This window comes from Dyadobacter luteus, from assembly GCF_003383615.1.
GTDB classification, from domain to species: domain Bacteria; phylum Bacteroidota; class Bacteroidia; order Cytophagales; family Spirosomataceae; genus Dyadobacter; species Dyadobacter luteus.
In genome coordinates this window covers 63,540-84,109 of record NZ_QNUL01000007.1, presented here as the reverse complement: position 1 = coordinate 84,109, position 20,570 = coordinate 63,540, and the positions used below count along the sequence as shown (strand labels likewise).

The window sequence follows — 20,570 nt, the reverse complement described above, 5'->3', positions numbered from 1 at the left end:
GTTACCAGTTTACTTTGATTTTATTTTCTTCTACTTCCGGTACATCCACTTTCACGTTTTTGTAAAGTATACCGGTTTGTTCGCCGTCCTGCCTCAGCAGAGCGATGTCATAAGTACCTTTATCTACTGCGGAAAAAGGAATGTCTGCATGAAATCCGGGAGCGAAATAATATTGTTTCAGAAACAATTGTTTCCGGCTCTTATTTCGGTTTCGGACAGTTGGGAATATGTAATAACGATCTTTTGATCTCAACAGAATGTATATGCCGCTGTCCTGCAAACGCTGACTTGTGAATGACGTATTTTCAATCCTTAGAGAGTTTGTCTCTTTTTTAAAGCTTGTCTGATCAAACAGTTGGACCATTCCACGCGAAGTACCTGCGTAGCTTTGCCGGTCTGCAATAGCAATCTGTGGTAACCATTTTTCATAAATGACAGGTGTTTTGGCTTTTACGTTGGCAACAAACGAAGTATCTTCTTTTACAGATAATGCCCTGTTGTCGTAAGTTGAATTAAACTGTGACGTGATCAGCATTTTTCTGTGGTTGAAGGCATCCACAAGGTGGTAGTGGTAGCTGAAAATATTGAAAACCACTGCAAAGAAAACGATGGCTGTGATGTAGGACGAAAGGAAACTTCCTCTGATCGGAATCACGACATAGAGGTAAGCAACCAGGAGTAACAGAATAGAATAGATCTTGTATTTACTGGCAATAAGTCCTTCTATTCCAAATCCTGCACGACTGTAAACCACAACCAATGCAGTACCTAAAATGAAAAGAATAGCGCCAAGGCAAAAAAGGTCGGTTATACGCTCGTACTTCACTGAATATTTATTGCGGATAATCCTGAAAAGGGTAGTTGACGCGATAGAAACAGCCACCAGAAAAAGGACACATCCTACTACGAGACATACCCGGAAATTGTCGAGTACAGGAACGGATTCAGCGAAGGATCCAAGATAAGCCATATAGCCTTTCACCATCTGGAAAATCCCTGCTTTGCTTTCGGGATTGGAAGTGACGCGGTTATATGATTTGAAGAAGCAGAATATAGTTACCAGCGCAACAGATACAAACAGCGCCAATCGTTTCCTGTTTCCTGTAAGGAAGATCAGCAAAGCACCAACCGGAAATACAAACAGCGCATTAGGACTTGTAAACACCGCAATGAAGGCAAGAGGTAGCGAAAGCGCGAATAGCACATTTGAAGGATTTACACAAAGGTAAATTGTCCACATCACCAGCATGACTACCCCAAAGTTCTGAATACTCGCCATTCCCCAATAGGTATTCTCCCACAATGCAAGGGTAAACAGCAGGAAGGGAACAGGTACCAGCGCAAAAAGAGGTTTCTTATTGTTTTTCAGAATGACAAACCACAGCGCCGGAATTCCTAAAAGCAAGAGATTTCCTATAAACATCAAGTGCCTGTAATTCAGACTGCCGAACAGAGAGAAATCGGCCCAGGCTACAAGCCTTGTAAGTGCTATCCGGTGCTCGTTATGCTGTTTGATAAGTGCCTGAATCCGTCCATCCCAGGTAGTTGCATGCACTATAGTATCCACAAACCCTTTTAGGGGATGGTCGTCCCATAAGGGAATATTAATTGCATAATAATCCCAGGCCGTGAAGTAAATGACGACCGGGATCGCAATGATCAGAACAATTAAAAAACGTAAAACTCCCTTTGTCATGCCGGGATAAGCAGTTGATTGATATGTTTCACAATGGAATCAGCATCCAGTTCCGAAAGTTTCTGGTGGTACGACTGGCTGCCGTATCTTCCTCCAGGATACCCCTCGGCCTTCAAACTTTTGAATGATCGTGGGAATACTCCCTTCTCCAGTAGTTGAACTGACAGTTGCTGAGCCAATCCTCCGGTACTGATATGTTCTTCTGCAACAAGTATGTTTGGAGCATTGCGTACCAGATCAAGAAGTTCATTTTCAATGTGTAAAGGAAAATGAAGTGCCGATATGACATTTACTTTTTCAGCTAGTTCAACAGACGTTGCCAAAGCCGCCATCACGTTATTCGCAATAGGGCCCAGTGCAAACACAGTGGTTTCTGCCTGCGCACCTTTGTGAAGAACTTTAAACGAACCTGAAAGGTATGCCCCTTCCGGTGTCATTTTCCCAGCTCCAAGGCGCAGGTATGCCGGACGGCCATCCTTTACAATTTGTTTAAGAACAGGCTCCACTTCGTCGGCAAAGCCAGGTACCCACACTTGTGCATTCTGTTGCCCGCTCAGGCAGGCAATATCTTCCAGAGTATGGTGGCTGCTGCCCATGATACCATAGCCGTAACCGCCTCCGTTGCCTACCAAAAAAACAGGCAAATTGTTGAAACACACATCATTACGGAACTGCTCCAGGCATCGGTACACGATAAACGGAGCAATGCTGTAGCAAAATACTTTATATCCTTTATGAGCAAGACCAGCGGCAACACCGATCATATTCTGCTCGGCAACACCGGCGTTGATAAACCTGTTGCCCATTTTTTCTTTCAGATTTTCGAGGGCATTGTACCCAAGGTCACCGGTAATGAAAACGATGGATTCGTCTTCAGTGGCGAGTTTTTCTATTGCTGCTGAAAATTCTTTTCTCATTTTCGTAACTGCTTTACTAGTGTCCTGATTTCGTCAGCGGTTTTGTAGGAACGCGAGCCCCGGCGAATACGGGTCCGTATATACTTAGGCCGTTTTTTTGTTTCTTCGAATATCTTGGTGATATACTCGCCAAGGAAGGAAATCCCCAGTATCGTAAGACCGCCAAATAAAGTAACGAGTACGATCACAGTACTGATACCTCTGGGTGTGTCAGGGAAGAAAATAAATTTGGCCAGAATCTGCCAGATGATTCCCAGAACTGAAAGAGCTGTAAGTCCGAATCCGGCATAACTCATCAACTCCAACGGAGCAAAACTGAATGAGAAGATCGCTTTTTTCGCCCACCAGATATTTTTCGTCCAGTTGTTGGTAGATACCCCGAACATTCTTTCCGGTCTGACATAAGGAACACCTGTTTGTTTGAATCCAACCCAGGCACGTAATCCTCTGAGGAACTGCTCAGTTTCAGGCAAGTCAACGAGCTCCTTCACCACTTTGCGATCAATCATTGAGAAATCGCCGGCGTCGCGGGGAATAGGTATATAACTCAGACTCTGGAATACCTTATAAAAAGTTTTGTAGAAGAAGTGAATGTGTGGTTTCATTTCACGTTGTACACGCACACCGTAAACCACATCATTTCCTTCCATCCATTTTTCGTAAAACGAAGGAATAATTTCCGGCGGATCCTGTAAATCGCCATCCATCAACACAACACAATCACCAGTAGCGATTTCCATTCCGCTCAAAAATGCAGATTGAGATCCGAAGTTACGCGAATGGCTGATGCCGACCACATTAGGATCTTTGTCACAAATTGCATTGATAACTTCCTCCTGATTATCAGGTGAACTGTCGTTGACAAATATGATCTCGTAACGAACTTTCAGCTGATTAAAAGTTTTTACAAGCCTTTCGTACATGAAAGGAATGGCCTGCGCATCCTTGTAACAAGCGATAATGGCAGTGATGATCGGGTTCAGCTTCGGATTCTCAAAAGCCGGAATGATGCTATCTTCATAGCGGTTCGCTTCCTGCCATTCTTTGGTTTTTGCCAGACCGTCGTTGAGGGAAGTTTTCGCTTTCCAGCCAAAATCCGCTTCAAAAGCGGATGGATCACCGTACCATTCGGCAAGGTCCCATTTCCTGTTCGACATACTTCCCCATTGCGGCTCCTGGGCGATAGAGAAAGTACTGCGTGCCGTATCTACCAAGTCCCCGATTGTGGTTTTCTTACCTGTTGCAATGTTGTAAGATCGGCCGGAAGTAGCGGTGCTAACATGGTTTGCTGCATCCAGAAATGCTTCCACACAATCTTCAACAAAAACGAAATCGCGGCTTATATCCGGTGATACCAGGGAAGGTAATTGCTTCTTTCTGGCGCTTTCAATCAGTTTAGGTACAAGTCTGTCGGGCTCTTCCCAATAGCCGTAAATAGAATAAAGACGGAGATTGAGTGTTTTCAGATCATGTAGACGTGCATAGAATTCAAGCAAATAAGCTGCCGAAACCTTCGAAACTGCATAATGACTATTAGGCTCTACGCGGTCCGTTTCCTTCGGAGATGTACAGTTAAAACCATATTCAGAGCTGCTACCTGCATGGATATAGACCATTTCGCGGGTACAGTTTTGCAACAGGTTGACTGTTCCGAGTACGTTGGTTTCGTAGGTAAGATTTACATTGCTTTGCTTACTGTAAGCACCGTAAGCAGCAAGGTTAAAAATGGTTTGCGGCTTGTACTTCTCAAACACTTCCTGTACGGAGTTATTTGAGAGGATGTCGCAGTGTACAATATTTTCAAAAGGAACGTTGAGCAATTTGAGCCGCCACGCTTTGGTTGCGTCGTGGGTTAGTGCATAACAATCCTTTCTTATTTTAAAGATATCGTTAAAAAGGTTGGCACCTATGAAGCCACTGGCGCCGAAAATAAATATAGGTCCTTTGAGTTTCTCTATTTTTTCCTGGTAGACCGGCAATTGATCAAGCATTCGTCAATTCATTAAGATAGCGTTCCTTTATTTCCAGAGTGGCCTGCTGGTACTGTTCAGGGTTCATAGGCAAATAATGCCATTCCAGTTTGTTTTCCATGTAAGAAACACCCTTGCCTTTTACTGTTTGAGCAATGATAGCCTTCGGTAATCCGTTTTTATGAGATTTCAATTCCTGTATTGCTTGGCTCACAGCTAAAATATTGTGCCCGTCTACTTCTACAGTTTCAAATCCAATTGCCTTCCATTTCTCTACAGATGCAGTTTCTCCCAGTACTTTATCCGTATAATCGAATCCCTGCAAACCATTTTTATCAACGATCATGATCAGATTGTCAAGCTGATTCTGAATAGCATAATGCGCTGCCTCCCACGTGGTACCTTCGTTGGTCTCTCCGTCTGAAAGTAATGCAAACGAATAGCTGTTGTCGCCACTGATTTTACCCGCATGGGCAATACCTGTGGCTATCGGTAAACCATGTCCTAATGAACCGGTTGCGAAGGGAATGCCGGTATACTGGCGAGGTGCCGGGTGAGCAGGCAGTGTTGTCCCATCCTGATAAAAGGTATCCAGCTCTGCATCAGATATTTCACCAAGGGTATTGAGACAGGCATACAAAGCCGCAGCCGCGTGTCCTTTGGATAAAATAAAGGTATCTTCTTTTGATTTATTGAGGAATAGCACCGCGATCATCAGATCTATGCAGCTCAGTGAACAGCCAATGTGTCCTGCATTTGCTTTGTTATAAAGCCCGAGAATTTTAAGGCGGAGATCTCCGCTTATCTTTCCCGGATCATTTACTATTTCTTCTATGGTCATCGCCATTCGTGTATGTTGATGTACAAGCAGAGTTGCTGTTTTGTACTAATAATGTGAAACAAAGTAACAACTAAAGTTGTACAATTGAGGCCGCAATATACGAAATCTTATCAGACGGTTTCGGCAATGAAGCCTTTTGAGAAAACCCTTATCAGTATTGTTTTCCTTTCAAATCCATGATTGTCAGCGTGTCATTCTGCACAGCGCGCCGTATGAATATTTTATCTGTCTGTGTTGTGTCCATGGCCTGTACATAGGATGCATCCTTGGGTAAGTACAAATTGGTAATCTGCGCTTCACGGATAGAGTAGGAAAGGAAGGTCCTGTCCATTTCTGAAACCATAGGGAAAACGGGAGCCGGGTAGAAAATGGTATCACCTTTCTGATAAACTTCTTTGATCTTCTGAGCAGCCTCGTAATAAGGATTCGGAGAACGGGGAACGGTGAAATAGCCATATTTGGCTGATTTGTCATCGTAAAATTCCTTAAGACGCATCCCGACAAAGTAGAGTTGCAGGGCCAGAAATACAAACAGTACCAGCTTGAATTCATTCTGAAGGCGTGTGAAATATTGCAGCAACAAGCTGATAATGATAATCACATATGGAAATGAAAAACCCGAATAACGTTGCGTAAGCCCGAAGGTGTGCCCACCTCTGAACGCCATAAAAACCAGGAATAGTGTTGGAACCAAACCCATGATGTAGAGCATCCAAAGTCTTTTTTTCTGTTCTTCACTGGCTTCTCTGTGGATATCGGGGATAAACGATAAAGCGAAGAGACTTACAGATAAAATGGCAAATTGTGCTTTATGATTGGTATAGAAAAGCGTGGTAATGATAATAAGGATATAAGGCAGGCGATGTCCCAGCCATGCCGGTGTTTTAATTTTATCTCTGAAACGGAACCACAGAATCAGAATAATACCTCCGATGACTGAAATAAGCACATTTCTTTTTCCTGCCGGACCGTCTGTCAGTCCATTGGTGAAAATGATCAGATCAGAAAAAATCGGAAGTGCTTTGTTGAACACATTCACAATCGTTGCAGGAAGAATAACCCCGTAAGGATTATTGTAGGGCATTGTTTCAGCCACACGTTTGTATAAATCGGCCTGGTAGCTAAGCGAGTACAATGTGTATTGACCACCACCAGCCACCAGCCACCATGTAACTCCCGACAAAGCACCTACAGCGGCAATGGCCATTCTGATCCATCCTTTAATACTTCTCAGGAAAAACAAAGCATATATCGCATGTGCAAGCAGTACTGATATGGTCAGGAAATGAGATAATAAGCAAAGCCCTGCCGCAAAAACATAACCGATATAAAGGCAAAGCGTATTGCGTTTGCTTGTCTTGTTCTCAATGATTTGCAGGAAAAAATAGGTTGCCAGCAATGTCAGGAAAAAAGTAAGCGAATAATTACGCGCCTGGTGGCTGTATGCAATAAAAAATGGCTCAATCGCTACAATACCTGATGCAATCAGCGCTGTGGTATCGTCAAAGAAACGTCTTGCAAAAAGAAAAGTAAGGCCTATGATACCCAGACTAAAAATGACAGAAAGCAACCGAATCGAAAAATCGGACATGCCGGTAATTTCCATCCAGCTGTGTAGTACGAGATAATAGAATGGACTGTTGCCAATATCGCTCCGTGTCATGGCTTCGTAGTAATCAGCCAATGTTTTGGGAGCCCAGAATTCCTTTGGGGTAAATGTTTTTGGTGAATAGGTTTCGGTATAAGTCAGTGATGTGATGATAGGGGAAGACCTGTACTTTAATTCAGGTGCTTTCCAGAACTCAGGTACAGAAAGTTTTCTGATGGCAAAAACCTCTTTTTGATTGGCACCTTCCAGTACAATCCCCTGACTTACCACCAATGTGCTTTTTTCGTCAAAAAAAACGCTGTAAGTGTCTAGTCGGTGAAGTCGGAGTGCAGCTCCTGCAATGAGAATAACAATCAATATAAGCAGCGTTTTGGCGCTGTTCTTCCTGGTAGTGTGAATCATACTGTAGGTATTTGTCGGAGGTGTTGTATACTTCCGGCGGCAAATTTCTGCGAAAATAAGCAAATTTATCCAGCCCCGAAGTTTTCTATAGTTTAAGGACTGTGAATTCAACCCTTCTGTTCCGCTTTCTCGTTTCCTCTGTTGCGTTGCTGGCAATAGGTTTGGCTGGCCCCCAGGCTTTGGTCTGGATGCGGCTGGAATCTATGCCTTTAGAAAGCAAGTATTTTTTTACTTCCTGTACCCGTTCTTCCGATAACTGAACATTTTTGGAGACATCGCCCTGGTTGTCAGTATGTCCTTCCAGCAAGATTTCCATTGCAGGGTATTCAGTCATAGCTGCCACAATGCGGTCTAGTTCGGCAAAAGAGGAGGGAACCACTTCTGCACTGCTTTGCTGGAACATCGTATTGTTCAGCCTGATTTGCTGACCCGCTTGTACAGGTTGCAGCAGCAGATTTTTCTGAATGGTCCTGAATCCCGTTTCTGTTAACAAGTCAATTTCTTCTGTGACCGGAAAATATCCTTTTGCACTCGCAGTGATTCTGTAAGTTTCTTTAGCTGGTAATACAATCCTATATTCACCGTTTTCAGGGTTATAGGTAGTAGAGGTAAATATTTGAGCATCTTTTTTGATGTCAGCCAGAATATCAGCAATAACTGGTTCATTGGTAGTAGAAGACAACACCGATCCTGTTATGATGGCGACAGGCTCGGGTTTGATCTCTTCAGGAAGTGTTAGTCTGAAAATGTCATAAGATCCGAGTGAATTTGTAGCTGAGGAGAAATAGGCGTAATCGCCGGAAGCAGGCACATTGAAATAACCATCCCATCCCGGCGTATTCACAACCGGGCCCAGATTCAATGGTTTTGACCAGTTCGTCCAGCTGTCGTCCAGTCGGGTAGTCATGAAAATGTCGTTGCCTCCAAAACCGCTATGTCCGTTGGATGAGAAATAGAGCGTTTTGTTGTCCAGTGCCAGAAAAGGCGTTCCTTCGAAATCAGCCGAGTTAATTACTTCTCCCATATGCTTCGGTTCCGACCACACATCGTCCTTTTCTTTGAACGATACATAAAGATCCCGATAACCTTGGGTGTCTCTTCTTTGCAGAGAAAGAATCATCACGTTACCATGTGGGGATACTGCCAGATCCATCTCATTCCGGTCGCTGTACAAGCCGGGCATATTGACATCTTTTGGGAACGACCAGCCATTTTTAGTATAAAAGGATTGAGATAGTCCGAAATATACTTTTCCGTCAGGACGGTAATGATTGATCAGATATAAAGTTTTGCCGTCAGATGAGATGCTAACGATGGCGTTGTTTTCGTTGTTGTTGATCGGAGCGCCTACATTTATAGCCTTGCTCCACTGGTTTCTTCCGGTTAATGTTGAAGACCATACATCCTGCTTTTCAATGGGAGGTACGTTTTCGGGGTGATGGCTTCTGGTAAAGTACAGCGTTTTACCATCGGGCGAAATCACCGGATTAATCTCCATACCCTTGCTATTGATATTCTTTCCCAGATTTTCCTTAACCAGATCTTTGGGAAGCTCGGGAGCGAGGTTGATCATCGCCTGCACCAGCTCCGACTTTTCGGAAATAGCTATTGCATCAATTTGATTAAATCCACGAACTTTATCTGGTTGCAACACTATTTTCACCGCGTTCACGGATAGTCCTTTTTGAGCAGGAAAAATATTCAGCATTCTACCTTGTACATTCACAGGAGCTGCGTCACCGGTGTATACCAGCACTTCTTTTCCGGATTCATCATATACATATACCCGCACAATAGCACCTGGATTGAAATTTTCACCAATAGCAACCTGTGCCAGTTTGATGTTTTCAGAAAAACCAACTTTGATCCATTCTTCACTTCTGCTGTCGGGATCCGCAGATGTCCAGGCGCAGGGGCTGTCCCCCAATGCCGGAAGTTTATTGGGTTCTCCAAGTATTTGTTTGGCGCGATATGCATGGCCGTATTGATCCGGCCGGTATTCCGACGAATAACCCAATACCTTACTTGCCCAGAGTGTTTTCTGAGAAAAAACCTGATGTTGTATACTGATCAGGAAAAGGAAAGCGAGGGTTAAGCGTATAAAAATCATGTAATTGATAACCGATGGTTGGGTCTGAAAGAAAATCAGGTGCGGCACCGTACACGCGAGATTCGTTGAATAAACAGGAATTTTAAATCCCTGATAAGATATGCAGAATTTCTTTTATTCCTGTGAGCCTATCAGCAAAATCCAGTCCCAACCGGCTTTCGGGTCCGGGGGACTCACGCTGGTGACCGACTTAGGTAGTGAACTTGCTCCCGGCCATCTTCGTCCGGTTCGCGGGCTATACCAAACGGCCCTGAAAGTATTCCCCTGCAACACAGTTAGATCCAGTTGTACAGGCTTTGATTCGGGAATGTACAACATCGAAAGTCGCTTATTGGACAAAGAAAAAATACCTATCTGTTGCTGGTCTGTACTGTCTGGAAGCAGGCTTTGAGAGGTTTCAGGATACATATACTCCCAGGGAATCCCTTTCAGTATCTTGACAAAATGGTCTATGTACTCTGCGCCGTCGCGCGTGATATTTATTTTCCAGGTAGGGTTAAAATTCTTGATCGTGCTCATATGACAGAAACCCGCTGCCGAACTCATGATAGACTGATAGGCCTGGTTACGAATGAGCACAGACTGGTCCGTGATTTCTTTAGGGAATTCAGAATTGGATATCAGAAAAGGCTGTACCGAGAGTTCACCCGAATTTTTCTGCCAGTTGGCCAGGTTAGCATATTCGGAATAAGTGACGGTTGAGTCAGGGATCACAAATTTAAGATCCGACTTATTAGGTGATCCGTCAATAGGCACAGTGGGCGAGCAGGTCGAAAGAGATGCAATCAGATTTTGGTGCGTCGTGGTGCTCCTCAATCCTTCCGCAATGTATTTGTACTGAGCGCTGCTCTGGTATTCTTCTTCGCTTACAATCCAGATAATGTTGGGATATTTTTCAAATCTTTTACCAAGGTATTCTCCCCAAGCCTGCCAGTCCGATTCCTTGTGGGCGTCAAATACGACATTCCAGCTTTTGCGGGAAACCACAATGCCAACAACCAGATTACGCGTTTGAGCAGCCGCCACAATCTTGTCCACATAGTCAAAATATGCTTTGTTCGGTTCCGACAGCTTGTTATTGTTAAAAGGCGTTACGCGTTGATAATTCCGCTGGGTAGGTAACGACGGTAATAGCTGTATAACAAAAGTATTGAAAGACTGAGATTTTCGCTGATCCATATATTGCACAGCATCTTCATAATTCAATTTTCTAAGTAGTTGCCACGCTACATCGGCCACCATCAAAAATGGCTTTCCGTTATTGTCTGTGATATGTTTTCCATTGGGATGAATGCGCAAAGGATAAAAATCGTCCTGCGCGTCAGTATAGGCAAGAGCGGAAAGTGCAGGACTGGTATACAATGAAAGCAGCAAAAGCAGATACCTCAGATTCATAGCTTACCCGCATTTTTTAGGTCATCTATTGTCTGCAGAGGGTTGGAAGACCTGAAAACAAAACTTCCTGCCACGAGTACATCGGCACCACTGGAGGTAAGCAAAGGTGCATTGCTTGTGTTGACGCCACCATCCACCTCAATCACAAATTTATGGTTACCCTCCTTGCGCATCTGATCCAGACGGGCTATTTTCTTATAGGTATTTTCAATAAAAGTTTGTCCGCCAAAACCCGGATTTACCGACATAATCAGGATCAGATCTACATCTCCCAAAATTTCCGACAGTACTTCTACTGGTGTATGCGGATTCACTGCCACACCTGCCATTGCACCCAATTCTTTGATATGCTGAACGGTGCGATGCAAATGAGGACATGCCTCGTAATGAACTGTAATGACAGATGCGCCAGCATGCCTGAACTCTGCCAGATAGCGATCAGGCTGTTCAATCATCAGGTGTACATCCAGCGGCTTTTTGGCATGCTTGTATATAGCCTCGCACACCGGCAACCCGAAAGAAATATTCGGTACGAACATTCCGTCCATGATGTCTACATGGATATATCCGGCAGAACTGGCATTGAGCATTTCAACATCACGTTGTAGATTGGCAAAGTCGGCGGCAAGAATGGAAGGTGCGATTTCGGTCATCAAAGCAATCGTTACTAATATGAAATATTACGCAAAACTAAATAAATTTGGCAGAAATTGGCACATCTTCAGGGATAACAAGCCGACCCAGAATCAGAATAAAACCGAAGGTAACCATGAATCCGGAACAAAGAATAGAAGAGCTCAGCAGACAGATTGAACATTATAATTTTCGTTATTATCAGGACAGTGTCTCTGAAATCTCGGATTTTGATTTTGACAAGTTGCTGAAAGAATTGAAAGATCTGGAAGACAAGCACCCTGAATTCAGAAAGTCCGATTCGCCTACACAGCGCGTGGGAGGTACCATCACCAAGAACTTTGAGACGGTGTACCATCGCTATCCGATGCTTTCACTCGACAATACCTATAACGAACAAGAACTCCGGAATTTCGATGATCGTGTTCGGCGTGGACTGGATGGCGAGGCCTACGAGTACATCTGCGAGTTGAAATTCGACGGGATTTCGTTGAGCTTTACCTACGAAAATGGGGTATTGGTACGTGGTATCACCAGAGGGGACGGAACGCGTGGAGATGATATTACCAATAATGTAAAGACTATCCGATCATTGCCGTTGCGAGTGAAAGGTGAGAACCTGCCACCCGTGTTTGAGGTGAGAGGAGAAGGTTTTATGCCTTTCAGCTCTTTTCAGAAATTGAATGAGGACATGGATACGCTTGGAGAGAACCAGTATGCCAATCCACGTAATGCAGCCTCGGGTTCTTTCAAACTACAGGATTCAGCAGAAACGGCACGTAGAAATCTGGATTGTTATCTGTATTCGTTCCTGAGCGATGACATTATTTTTAACAGTCATGAAGAAAGTTTGCTGGCTCTTAAATCATGGGGATTTAATGTGTCTCCGGGCTGGCGTAAAGTACAGACGATTGATGAGGTGATTGAGTATATCCACGAGTGGGAGGAAAAACGGACTACGCTACCGCTGGCTACGGACGGAATTGTGATCAAAATTAATTCTTTTGAACAACAGCGGGAACTCGGTTTTACGGCGAAGAGCCCGCGTTGGGCTATATCATTTAAGTACAAGGCTGAAAACAAACCGGCAATTTTGCGTTCGGTGAATTACCAGGTAGGGCGCACGGGTGCAGTGACGCCGGTTGCGAACTTGTCGGATGTTTCCGAGCGGGATCTGGACTATAAAAAGGTAAAAGGTGTACACCTCTCCGGTACGCGTGTGAAAAGGGCTACCTTGCACAACGCCAATGAAATACTTCGCCTTGACATCCGTATCGGCGATACGGTTTTTGTAGAGAAAAGCGGGGAGATTATTCCTAAAATAACCGGTGTGGACACTGAAAAACGCAGTCAGTATATAACTCAGGCGGTAGAGTTTCCTACGAAATGCCCGGAATGTGGTTCAGAACTGATGCGAAATGAAGGCGAGGTAGCTTTCTTTTGTCCTAACGACAGCCACTGTCCGCCACAGCTAAAAGGTCGTATAGAACATTATATTCACCGGAAAGCCATGAATCTGGATAGCCTGGGGGAAGGGAAAATAGAACTATTGTTTGATCTGGGATTGGTGAGTACACCGGCAGATTTGTATGATCTGACGGAAGAAAAGCTACTCGGACTGGAGAAGAATATATTCAATGAAGAGACAGGAAAAACCAAGAAAATAAGCTTCCGGGAAAAGACGGTAGAGAATATTTTAAAAGGGATTGAATTATCGAAAACGGCTCCGTTTAAGAATGTGCTTTTCGGTTTGGGGATCCGTTTTGTGGGTGCTACCGTGGCCGACAAACTGGCTTCTTATTTCAAATCCATTGATGCGATCAGAGCGGCGAGTTATGATGAACTGACAGCAGTGCCGGAAATCGGAGGTCGTATTGCGATGAGTATTGAATCGTATTTCAGCGTTCCCGAAAACCAGTTGCTGGTGGATAGACTGAAGGCAGCAGGCGTGCAAATGGAAAGCAACGAAAAACCTGTGGAGCTGGAAAGTAATGTACTTGAAGGGAAAACATTTGTGATCTCCGGTGTATTCGAAAACTTTGATCGGGATGAATTGAAAATTAAGATCGAAGCCAACGGAGGGAGAATACTTAGCGGCGTTTCAGGCAAACTCAATTTTCTGCTTGCAGGTGCCAACATGGGGCCATCCAAATTAGAAAAAGCCAGAAAACTGGGTGTGACGATTTTGTCTGAGGAAGAGTTTTTGGGGATGATTGGGTAGCTTTCAGCAGATAGCTATGAGCCTTTAGCGTTCACCGCGTATTCGTAGTTTTCAAAATCGTGCACAACGGATATCTGCAACCTGGCGAAGTGTAATTCCGCGGCTCGTGTCTTCACGGGACTATGTACTCCTTAATAATTAGTGTCAGATTTATCAGTACCTGAAAGATATAGCTGATCCGTGGCCTGTGAGGACACAGGCTACGGAATCAACATCATGCGTTCCAATGCCCAACGCACCATGCCAACTTACCTTTGTACCCGGATTCGCCTGTTCACAATAGCTCCATCGGTATGTTCAATTTTAACAAGATAAGTACCCTGAGTCAGGTTTGAAACATCAACTGTTTTTTCGGCCTTTCCTTTGGTAGAGTACACCGCTTCGCCATTTATATTCACAAGCTGTATCGTACGCACTTTATCCCAGTTTCCTGTGCGGATGTTCAGTATGTTGGCAACAGGGTTAGGGAAGATATTCAGCTCTATTGGGTCCAGCGTAATATTCCTGATGCCACTGTAGGCGAAGGTTTGGTCCTGATCAATCATTTTCAGTCTATAGTAATTGATACCCTGTTCAGGCTTTGCGTCGATAAAGTCGTAATCCGCCTTTTCAGTGCTGTTTTCCAGGGATGCTACCGTACCAATTTGTTTCCAGCTTTTCCCGTCGGTACTTCTCTCAATCTCGAATCTTTCGCTGTTTTTCTCTGAGGTGCTCGTCCAGTTTAATGTAGCCAGGTCATTTTCTTTGGTCACTTTAAAAGAGGAAAGCGTCACTGGTAATGCAGCGTTTACGAAAACTGGTATGGAAAGCTGGTCGTTGGTATATAAAAGGTTTCCGGATGGCGGATAACTGAGGTTGGCATCAGTCCTTACAGATGCGTACAAAATACTTGCGTCTGCTTTGTACGCGGTGACGGGAATAGATATAGTACCGTTTACTCCTTTATTGATGCCTTTTGGTACGGTAAAAGTGATGATTGTTGATCCCAATGCGTTCATCATCTGGCTTACGATGGTCAGTGGAAAGGGACAGCGCGAAAAATCGATTTCACCGCTCACTTTCAGAACGTACGGTAAAATTACGGTAAACGTCGCATCGTAAGCGGTAAGGTTGGCGCCGGATTTGAACCCACCGGAGTAATTTCCAATGACAACTTCCAGGGTTCCGCTTTCCTGATAACTAAAAGCAGTTTTGCTGAACATCATGCCGCCGCAACCGGGATCAGCCTGACCAAATGTTTTTCCAAAAGTGCACGCACAGAGCAGCAGCACTAAAAATGTAGCTTTCAATTTCATTTCAATAAGTTTTAGAGGAGGATTAATTGTTCATCAACTTGTCTTACAGACAAATTGGTCTTTGGATTTTAAAAGGATAAGTCTATACCATAGCGTTGGGTTATCGTGAAACATGAGTGATTAAGCTACAGCAGGTAACAGGCACTTATAGAAATGCTTGCGCTTCAGAGCATAGTACAAGACCAGGAAATACCATCTGATCAGCAGCCTCAAAATCAGTAAATACAGTGTTACAGAACTTTCATGAGTTCCTTTTGCCGGAAGCTGAATCTACACTGTGAATAGAGGCTGTTGCATGGTGCGATGCAGGAAATCGGAGGAGGCGATAAAGCCCAAAAATGTACTGATAGTTTCATAACGTGGAGGGATTAATCGGGTTTTTTCATCGCCTTATCAGGTCCTTAAGTGCCTTATCAGGTAATGGAATTTGAAATTAATAAATGGACAATAAATTTTTTAATAAACTAAAAAAGGTGTTATTTTTTTATCGTATAGTTATACTTCGTAGAGGTGCAAGATTGTATATCAACTACTTGTTTGTAAGAAGTAACTGATACCTTAGGAGTGAACAAGAAGGGTGGCATAGCCATATAAGTAAAATCAGGCTTTATATACACCTCCGTCAAAATATTCCGCTAAACCCAAAAGTCCCCCAATTTTAAATACATATTACAGATTACTTCGTTACATTTGCATTTTGAAATTAACCAATTATATAAGAATATAATGCCATTGGACTCACGTTTCAAAGGGGTTGGAGCAGCGCTGATTACACCTTTTGATGAAAAGAATGAAATCGATTACCCTGGTCTGAAAAAACTCATTGACCTTGTTACTGACGGAGGTGTAGATTATCTTGTTGTACAAGGCACCACCGGTGAGTCTCCAACAGTTACTTCAAAGGAAAAGAAGGACATCCTTGCTTTTACGATCAAAAACAACACCAAGTCGCTGCCTATCGTATATGGTGTAGGCGGAAACGATACAAGAGCCGTTCTGGAAACGATCAGTAACACTGACTTTTCAGGCGTTGATGCAATCCTGTCGGTTTGTCCTTATTATAACAAACCCTCTCAGGACGGGATTATAGCGCATTTCACTGCTATCGCAGATGCTTCCCCTGTTCCGGTTTTGCTTTATAATGTCCCGGGCAGAACGGTAATCAACATGAAAGCGGATACGATTGTTGCGCTTTCTGCTCATCCGAACATCATCGGTATCAAAGATGCTGGTGGAAGCATTGAGCAAAGTATGGAACTGGCTGCACGTGTACCTGAGGATTTTATCCTGCTTTCCGGTGACGACAACCTGGTAACAACCATGGTGAGTGTAGGCTGGCATGGGGTGATTTCGGTGATTGCCAATGCATTCCCGCGCGAATTCACAGACCTTACCTGGCATGCGCTGGAAGGACGATTCCCTGAAGCAGCAAAATTACAGCTCGCGTTCCTGGAGTTTGACACGCTGCTTTATATTGAATCAAATCCCGTGGGGATTAAAAAATGTCTTGAAATTAAAGGTATTTGTAGCTCAGATGTTCGTTTGCCGTTGCTTAAAGCTACAGACAAACTTGGCGCTCAGCTTGAAAATGCAATGAAGAGAGAAGGGTTTATCTGATAATTACGGTCTGAACGCATTTTTTGCGGTCTGAACGTAATCGTACGATGCATCTCCAAAAAAGAATATTGAAATAGAAAGTGAGACAAAAGAATCCGTTCTTATGTCTCACTTTTTTATTTCTCATACCACTTTTCAATTTTACTGCTTACATTTCACTTTTCATCAGCATATAGCAAATGTCAATGAACCCTGTAATTTCTTTTTATCCCGGTCCATCCAAGGTATATCCGCAAGCGGAAAACTATTTGCACGACGCTTACAAAAGTGGTGTGCTCAGTGTGAACCACCGCAGCGATGTGTTTATGGAAATGCTTGAAAGTACAATCGTTTCTCTCAAAGAAACATTGTCGGTTCCTGTTGACTATGAAGTATATCTGGTTTGTTCTGCGACAGAATGCTGGGAAATCATTGCGCAGTCGCTTGTAGGTACGTCGAGTCTACATATTTACAACGGAGCATTTGGTGCGAAGTGGCTTGAATATACACAGAAGATTAAACCGGGGGCCGAAGGATGGGAATTCGGGATTAATGAAGTGCCGGATGTGTCAGGTTTGCAGATTGATCTGGGACACGACGTAATTTGTGTGACACACAGCGAAACGTCCAATGGAACGATGTTACCGGTTTCGTTTTTATCGGCATTACGAGGTCATACGCAACAGCTGATCGCAGTGGATGCTACTTCTTCGATGGCGGGTGTTGCTTTACCGTGGATGGATGCGGATGTATGGTATGCTTCTGTACAGAAATGCTTTGGGTTGCCGGCCGGGCTGGGTGTGATGGTGGTTTCACCGGCTGCTGTAGCGCGCGCCGAACATATTGGAGACCGTAATTTTTACAACAGCTTTTTATTTGTCAGGGAGAACTTTATCAAGTTTCAAACTCCCTATACGCCTAATACATTAGGTATATATTTGTTGGGGCGCGTGATGCAGCAGGTTCCGGGTATTGATGAAACCGCAGTCGAATTACATAACCGCGCTAGGGAGTGGTACACATTTCTGACTGATCATGGTTACGAGCTGCTGATTTCTAATGAAGCGGTTCGTTCAGATACCGTAATTGCCGTGCAGGCCGACAGGGAGACAATTACAAAAATTAAGGCGGGAGCCAAACAGGCCGGGTTGCAATTGGGCAATGGATACGGTAAATGGAAAGATACCAGTTTTCGTATTGCGAACTTTCCGGCCATTACAATGACAGACATTTCGCTGTTACGGAATTTTTTGTTTTCAATTTCTCATTCCTGAATTGAGTAGTTACACACCTTTTTGGTTTTTTTAACTTTGTTTTGGATTTAATTCGGCTCGAACCCTTTTCCAATTTTTTATAACCAGTTTCCAATAACGACTACGTGCGATTAGATATATTAAAACAATATGAACGTCAGACGAAATGTCTGGTAGCCCTGGATTCCATCATTTTTGGTTTTGACGGAGAACAACTTAAACTGCTTCTGGTGAAGCGTGGTATAGAAGAAGAGCAGCATACCTGGTCGTTGATGGGAGGGTGGGTGCAGCCGGATGAGAGTCTGGAGGAGGCATCGGGCAGGATTTTGTACGAACTTACAGACCTGACAGAGATTTATCTCGAACAGCTGTATACTTTCGGAAGTCCGCAACGTGATCCTGTGGAGCGGACTGTATCGGTCGCTTATTTCGCGCTGATCAATGTAGAAGACTATGATCACAAAATATCCAAGAATTACGAAGCACAGTGGTTTGCCATGCAGGATTTACCTAAGTTGCTTTTTGACCATGAAGCTATGGTGAATATGGCGATTCAGCATCTGCGCTATAAAGCTTCCCAGCATCCGATCGGTTTTGAATTACTGCCGGAAAAGTTCACGATTCCTCAGTTGCAGAAACTCTACGAGGCCATTTTCGGAACTGAATTGGATAAGAGGAATTTTAGTCGCAAACTGTTGTCTACCAATTTGTTGATTAAATTAGATGAAAAACAGAGGGGCTATTCTAAAAAGGGAGCATACTTCTATAAAATTGACGAAGACAAGTACAAAAAGCAATTTAATACCTTCCTGAACTTCCTGCCGAGTGGTAGCGTGTAAGCCTTTTTATTTCATTCCAAACCGGGAAAACGTTGTGTAAACAACACCTTTTGTTCAACTTTGCGGGCAAAAAGGCACTCCTATGTTTAGTTTGAAGGAAATTGTTTCGGTATCTCTTATCTTGTTTTCTGTGATTGACGTACTTGGTTCTATACCAGTGATCGTCGATTTTCGTAAAAAACTGGGGAAAATAGAGTCTGAAAAAGCCACACTTGTTGCCGGCTGTATCATGGTATTGTTTCTCTTTTTAGGAGAGAAATTGTTGAGGCTGTTTGGGGTCGATGTGGCATCTTTTGCGATTGCCGGGGCGATTATACTTTTTCTGTTAGGGTTGGAAATGATCCTGGGTCGGGATATTTTCAAACATGGAAGCATTGATACCGGAGCAGCCTCAATAGTCCCCATTGCTTTTCCTATTATTGCAGGAGCCGGCACGATGACGACGTTGCTTGCGTTGCGGTCAGCCTACGAAATTCAAAATATACTGGTTGGGGTTTTACTCAACCTCATCTTCGTATACCTTGTTCTGAAATCTTCCAATTGGCTTGAAAATAAGCTGGGACCCGGAGGAATTGAAGTTTTAAGGAAAGTTTTTGGTGTAATCCTGTTGGCCATAGCGGTCAAATTATTCAAAACCAATCTAGGAATTTAGGAGTAGGTTGGTGTCTTTTTTAGTCATAATCCACAAACAATAAATCATTAGCTAAAGGCTTGGTGCCCAAAGCGCTATTTTAACAATTTACTATTATGCAACAATTGGATAGCCTGAACCAGGTAGCGGAATTTCACCGTACCTTCAAACATCCCATTCTCGATCAGCCAACAATTCCTTCAGAGGAAAGAAGTAAACTGCGTGTAGCATTGCTGGCGGAAGAATTGAAAGAACTGGAAGTAGCGATCCTGGAAAAGGATATTGTTGAAGTAGCTGATGCACTTTGCGATCTTCAGTATGTATTGTCAGGTGCTGTGCTGGAATTTGGCTTGGGGGATAAGTTCAGAGAACTATTTGATGAGGTACAGAGATCCAATATGTCAAAGGCTTGTCTGACTATCGAAGAGGCAGAAGCGACTGTGGAACATTATAAGGCAAAAGGTACGGAATGTTATTACAAAGAGGATTCAGGTAAATATCTGGTCTACCGTACGGCAGACGATAAGACTTTGAAAAATATTAATTATTCACCGGCCAATTTGTCGGGGATTATAGGGTGATATTTGTCGGTATAGGAAATGAGGTACAAATAGGAAATGCCGTAGGTATGTAACGTTACGTACCTACGGCACTCCGGGATTTGGTTGAGACGTTTTATTTTTCTACCAAAATTGCATCCCTACGGAATTATTTTACAATGAATCGAATATTTGAATCCCATCGGGATGCATTTTGGTAGCGGATTAGAATACGTAAGGAATCCGAAAATGCTGTAAGCATGCAACGTTACGTACCTACAGCACTCCGGGATTTGCTGTGGCGTTTCATTTTACCAAAATTACATCCCTGAGAGAATTGTTTGTGCGGGGTGTAATTGTGTTAATCTACCGTATGAATTATTGGCACGATGGCAAGATGTTTGATGTATTTACTAATCTCGGTAGAGATGCAATTTCGGTAGCCGAATAAGTATGAAATGAATTCGAAATGCTGTAAGCATGCAATGTTACTCCGGAATTTTGTTGAGACGTTTTATTCCTATCAAAATTGCATCCCTAAGGGGATTGCCTGAAAACTAACTCCTAAAACTCCTTCTAACTTCTTAACTACCAAGTCTTAACTCCTAATTCTTAACTTCTCA

At 43.5% G+C, this 20,570-nt stretch carries 15 protein-coding genes; 6 read left to right on the top strand and 9 right to left on the bottom strand.

The window, feature by feature from the left end; translation table 11 throughout:
- Position 1 precedes the first annotated feature (1 nt).
- The 8 genes from DSL64_RS11440 to rpe all read right to left on the bottom strand — a co-directional run bounded on the left by DSL64_RS11440 (position 2) and on the right by rpe (position 11,593).
- On the bottom strand, positions 2-1,696 hold the full coding sequence (locus DSL64_RS11440; RefSeq protein ID WP_115831028.1) for a hypothetical protein: 1,695 nt from the start codon (positions 1,694-1,696) through the stop codon (positions 2-4).
- Entirely contained in the window at positions 1,693-2,613 is a 921-nt protein-coding gene (locus tag DSL64_RS11435) for a transketolase family protein (protein WP_115831027.1), read from the bottom strand. The genes DSL64_RS11440 and DSL64_RS11435 overlap by 4 nt, the downstream gene beginning before the upstream one ends.
- A complete protein-coding gene (locus DSL64_RS11430; RefSeq protein WP_115831026.1) occupies positions 2,610-4,604 on the bottom strand; it encodes an NAD-dependent epimerase/dehydratase family protein in 1,995 nt (664 codons plus the stop codon). Before DSL64_RS11430 ends, DSL64_RS11435 begins: the two co-directional genes overlap by 4 nt.
- Complete coding sequence (locus DSL64_RS11425; protein WP_115831154.1) at positions 4,597-5,424, bottom strand: transketolase; 828 nt, start codon at positions 5,422-5,424, stop codon at positions 4,597-4,599. The genes DSL64_RS11430 and DSL64_RS11425 overlap by 8 nt, the downstream gene beginning before the upstream one ends.
- Positions 5,425-5,575: 151 nt before the next feature.
- Positions 5,576-7,435, bottom strand: a complete 1,860-nt coding sequence (locus DSL64_RS11420; protein ID WP_115831153.1) for a glycosyltransferase family 39 protein — start codon at positions 7,433-7,435, stop codon at positions 5,576-5,578.
- A gap of 85 nt (positions 7,436-7,520) precedes the next feature.
- A complete protein-coding gene (locus tag DSL64_RS11415; RefSeq protein WP_115831024.1) occupies positions 7,521-9,545 on the bottom strand; it encodes an OmpA family protein in 2,025 nt (674 codons plus the stop codon).
- 114 nt (positions 9,546-9,659) lie between these two features.
- Complete coding sequence (locus DSL64_RS11410; protein WP_115831023.1) at positions 9,660-10,940, bottom strand: apiosidase-like domain-containing protein; 1,281 nt, start codon at positions 10,938-10,940, stop codon at positions 9,660-9,662.
- Positions 10,937-11,593, bottom strand: coding sequence for a ribulose-phosphate 3-epimerase (rpe, locus tag DSL64_RS11405; protein ID WP_115831021.1), 657 nt, complete (start codon positions 11,591-11,593; stop codon positions 10,937-10,939). The genes DSL64_RS11410 and rpe overlap by 4 nt, the downstream gene beginning before the upstream one ends.
- Positions 11,594-11,709: 116 nt before the next feature.
- Between rpe and ligA the strand changes: the two genes are divergently transcribed.
- On the top strand, positions 11,710-13,794 hold the full coding sequence (gene ligA / locus DSL64_RS11400) for an NAD-dependent DNA ligase LigA (RefSeq protein WP_115831019.1): 2,085 nt from the start codon (positions 11,710-11,712) through the stop codon (positions 13,792-13,794).
- A 248-nt stretch (positions 13,795-14,042) separates the two neighbouring features.
- Here ligA and DSL64_RS11395 read toward each other — a convergent pair whose 3' ends face one another.
- Positions 14,043-15,089: a T9SS type A sorting domain-containing protein gene (locus tag DSL64_RS11395; RefSeq protein ID WP_115831018.1), complete on the bottom strand. Its 1,047-nt coding sequence runs from the start codon at positions 15,087-15,089 to the stop codon at positions 14,043-14,045.
- A 726-nt stretch (positions 15,090-15,815) separates the two neighbouring features.
- On the opposite strand from DSL64_RS11395, the gene dapA reads away from it, so the two are divergent.
- The 5 genes from dapA to DSL64_RS11370 all read left to right on the top strand — a co-directional run bounded on the left by dapA (position 15,816) and on the right by DSL64_RS11370 (position 19,989).
- On the top strand, positions 15,816-16,706 hold the full coding sequence (gene dapA / locus DSL64_RS11390) for a 4-hydroxy-tetrahydrodipicolinate synthase (RefSeq protein ID WP_115831016.1): 891 nt from the start codon (positions 15,816-15,818) through the stop codon (positions 16,704-16,706).
- 185 nt (positions 16,707-16,891) lie between these two features.
- Positions 16,892-17,959, top strand: a complete 1,068-nt coding sequence (locus DSL64_RS11385; RefSeq protein ID WP_115831015.1) for an aminotransferase class V-fold PLP-dependent enzyme — start codon at positions 16,892-16,894, stop codon at positions 17,957-17,959.
- Between the two features lie 104 nt (positions 17,960-18,063).
- On the top strand, positions 18,064-18,777 hold the full coding sequence (locus tag DSL64_RS11380; RefSeq protein ID WP_115831013.1) for an NUDIX hydrolase: 714 nt from the start codon (positions 18,064-18,066) through the stop codon (positions 18,775-18,777).
- 82 nt (positions 18,778-18,859) lie between these two features.
- Entirely contained in the window at positions 18,860-19,429 is a 570-nt protein-coding gene (locus tag DSL64_RS11375) for a MarC family protein (protein WP_115831011.1), read from the top strand.
- A 95-nt stretch (positions 19,430-19,524) separates the two neighbouring features.
- Positions 19,525-19,989: a pyrophosphohydrolase domain-containing protein gene (locus DSL64_RS11370; RefSeq protein WP_115831009.1), complete on the top strand. Its 465-nt coding sequence runs from the start codon at positions 19,525-19,527 to the stop codon at positions 19,987-19,989.
- The last annotated feature ends 581 nt before the right edge of the window (positions 19,990-20,570 follow it).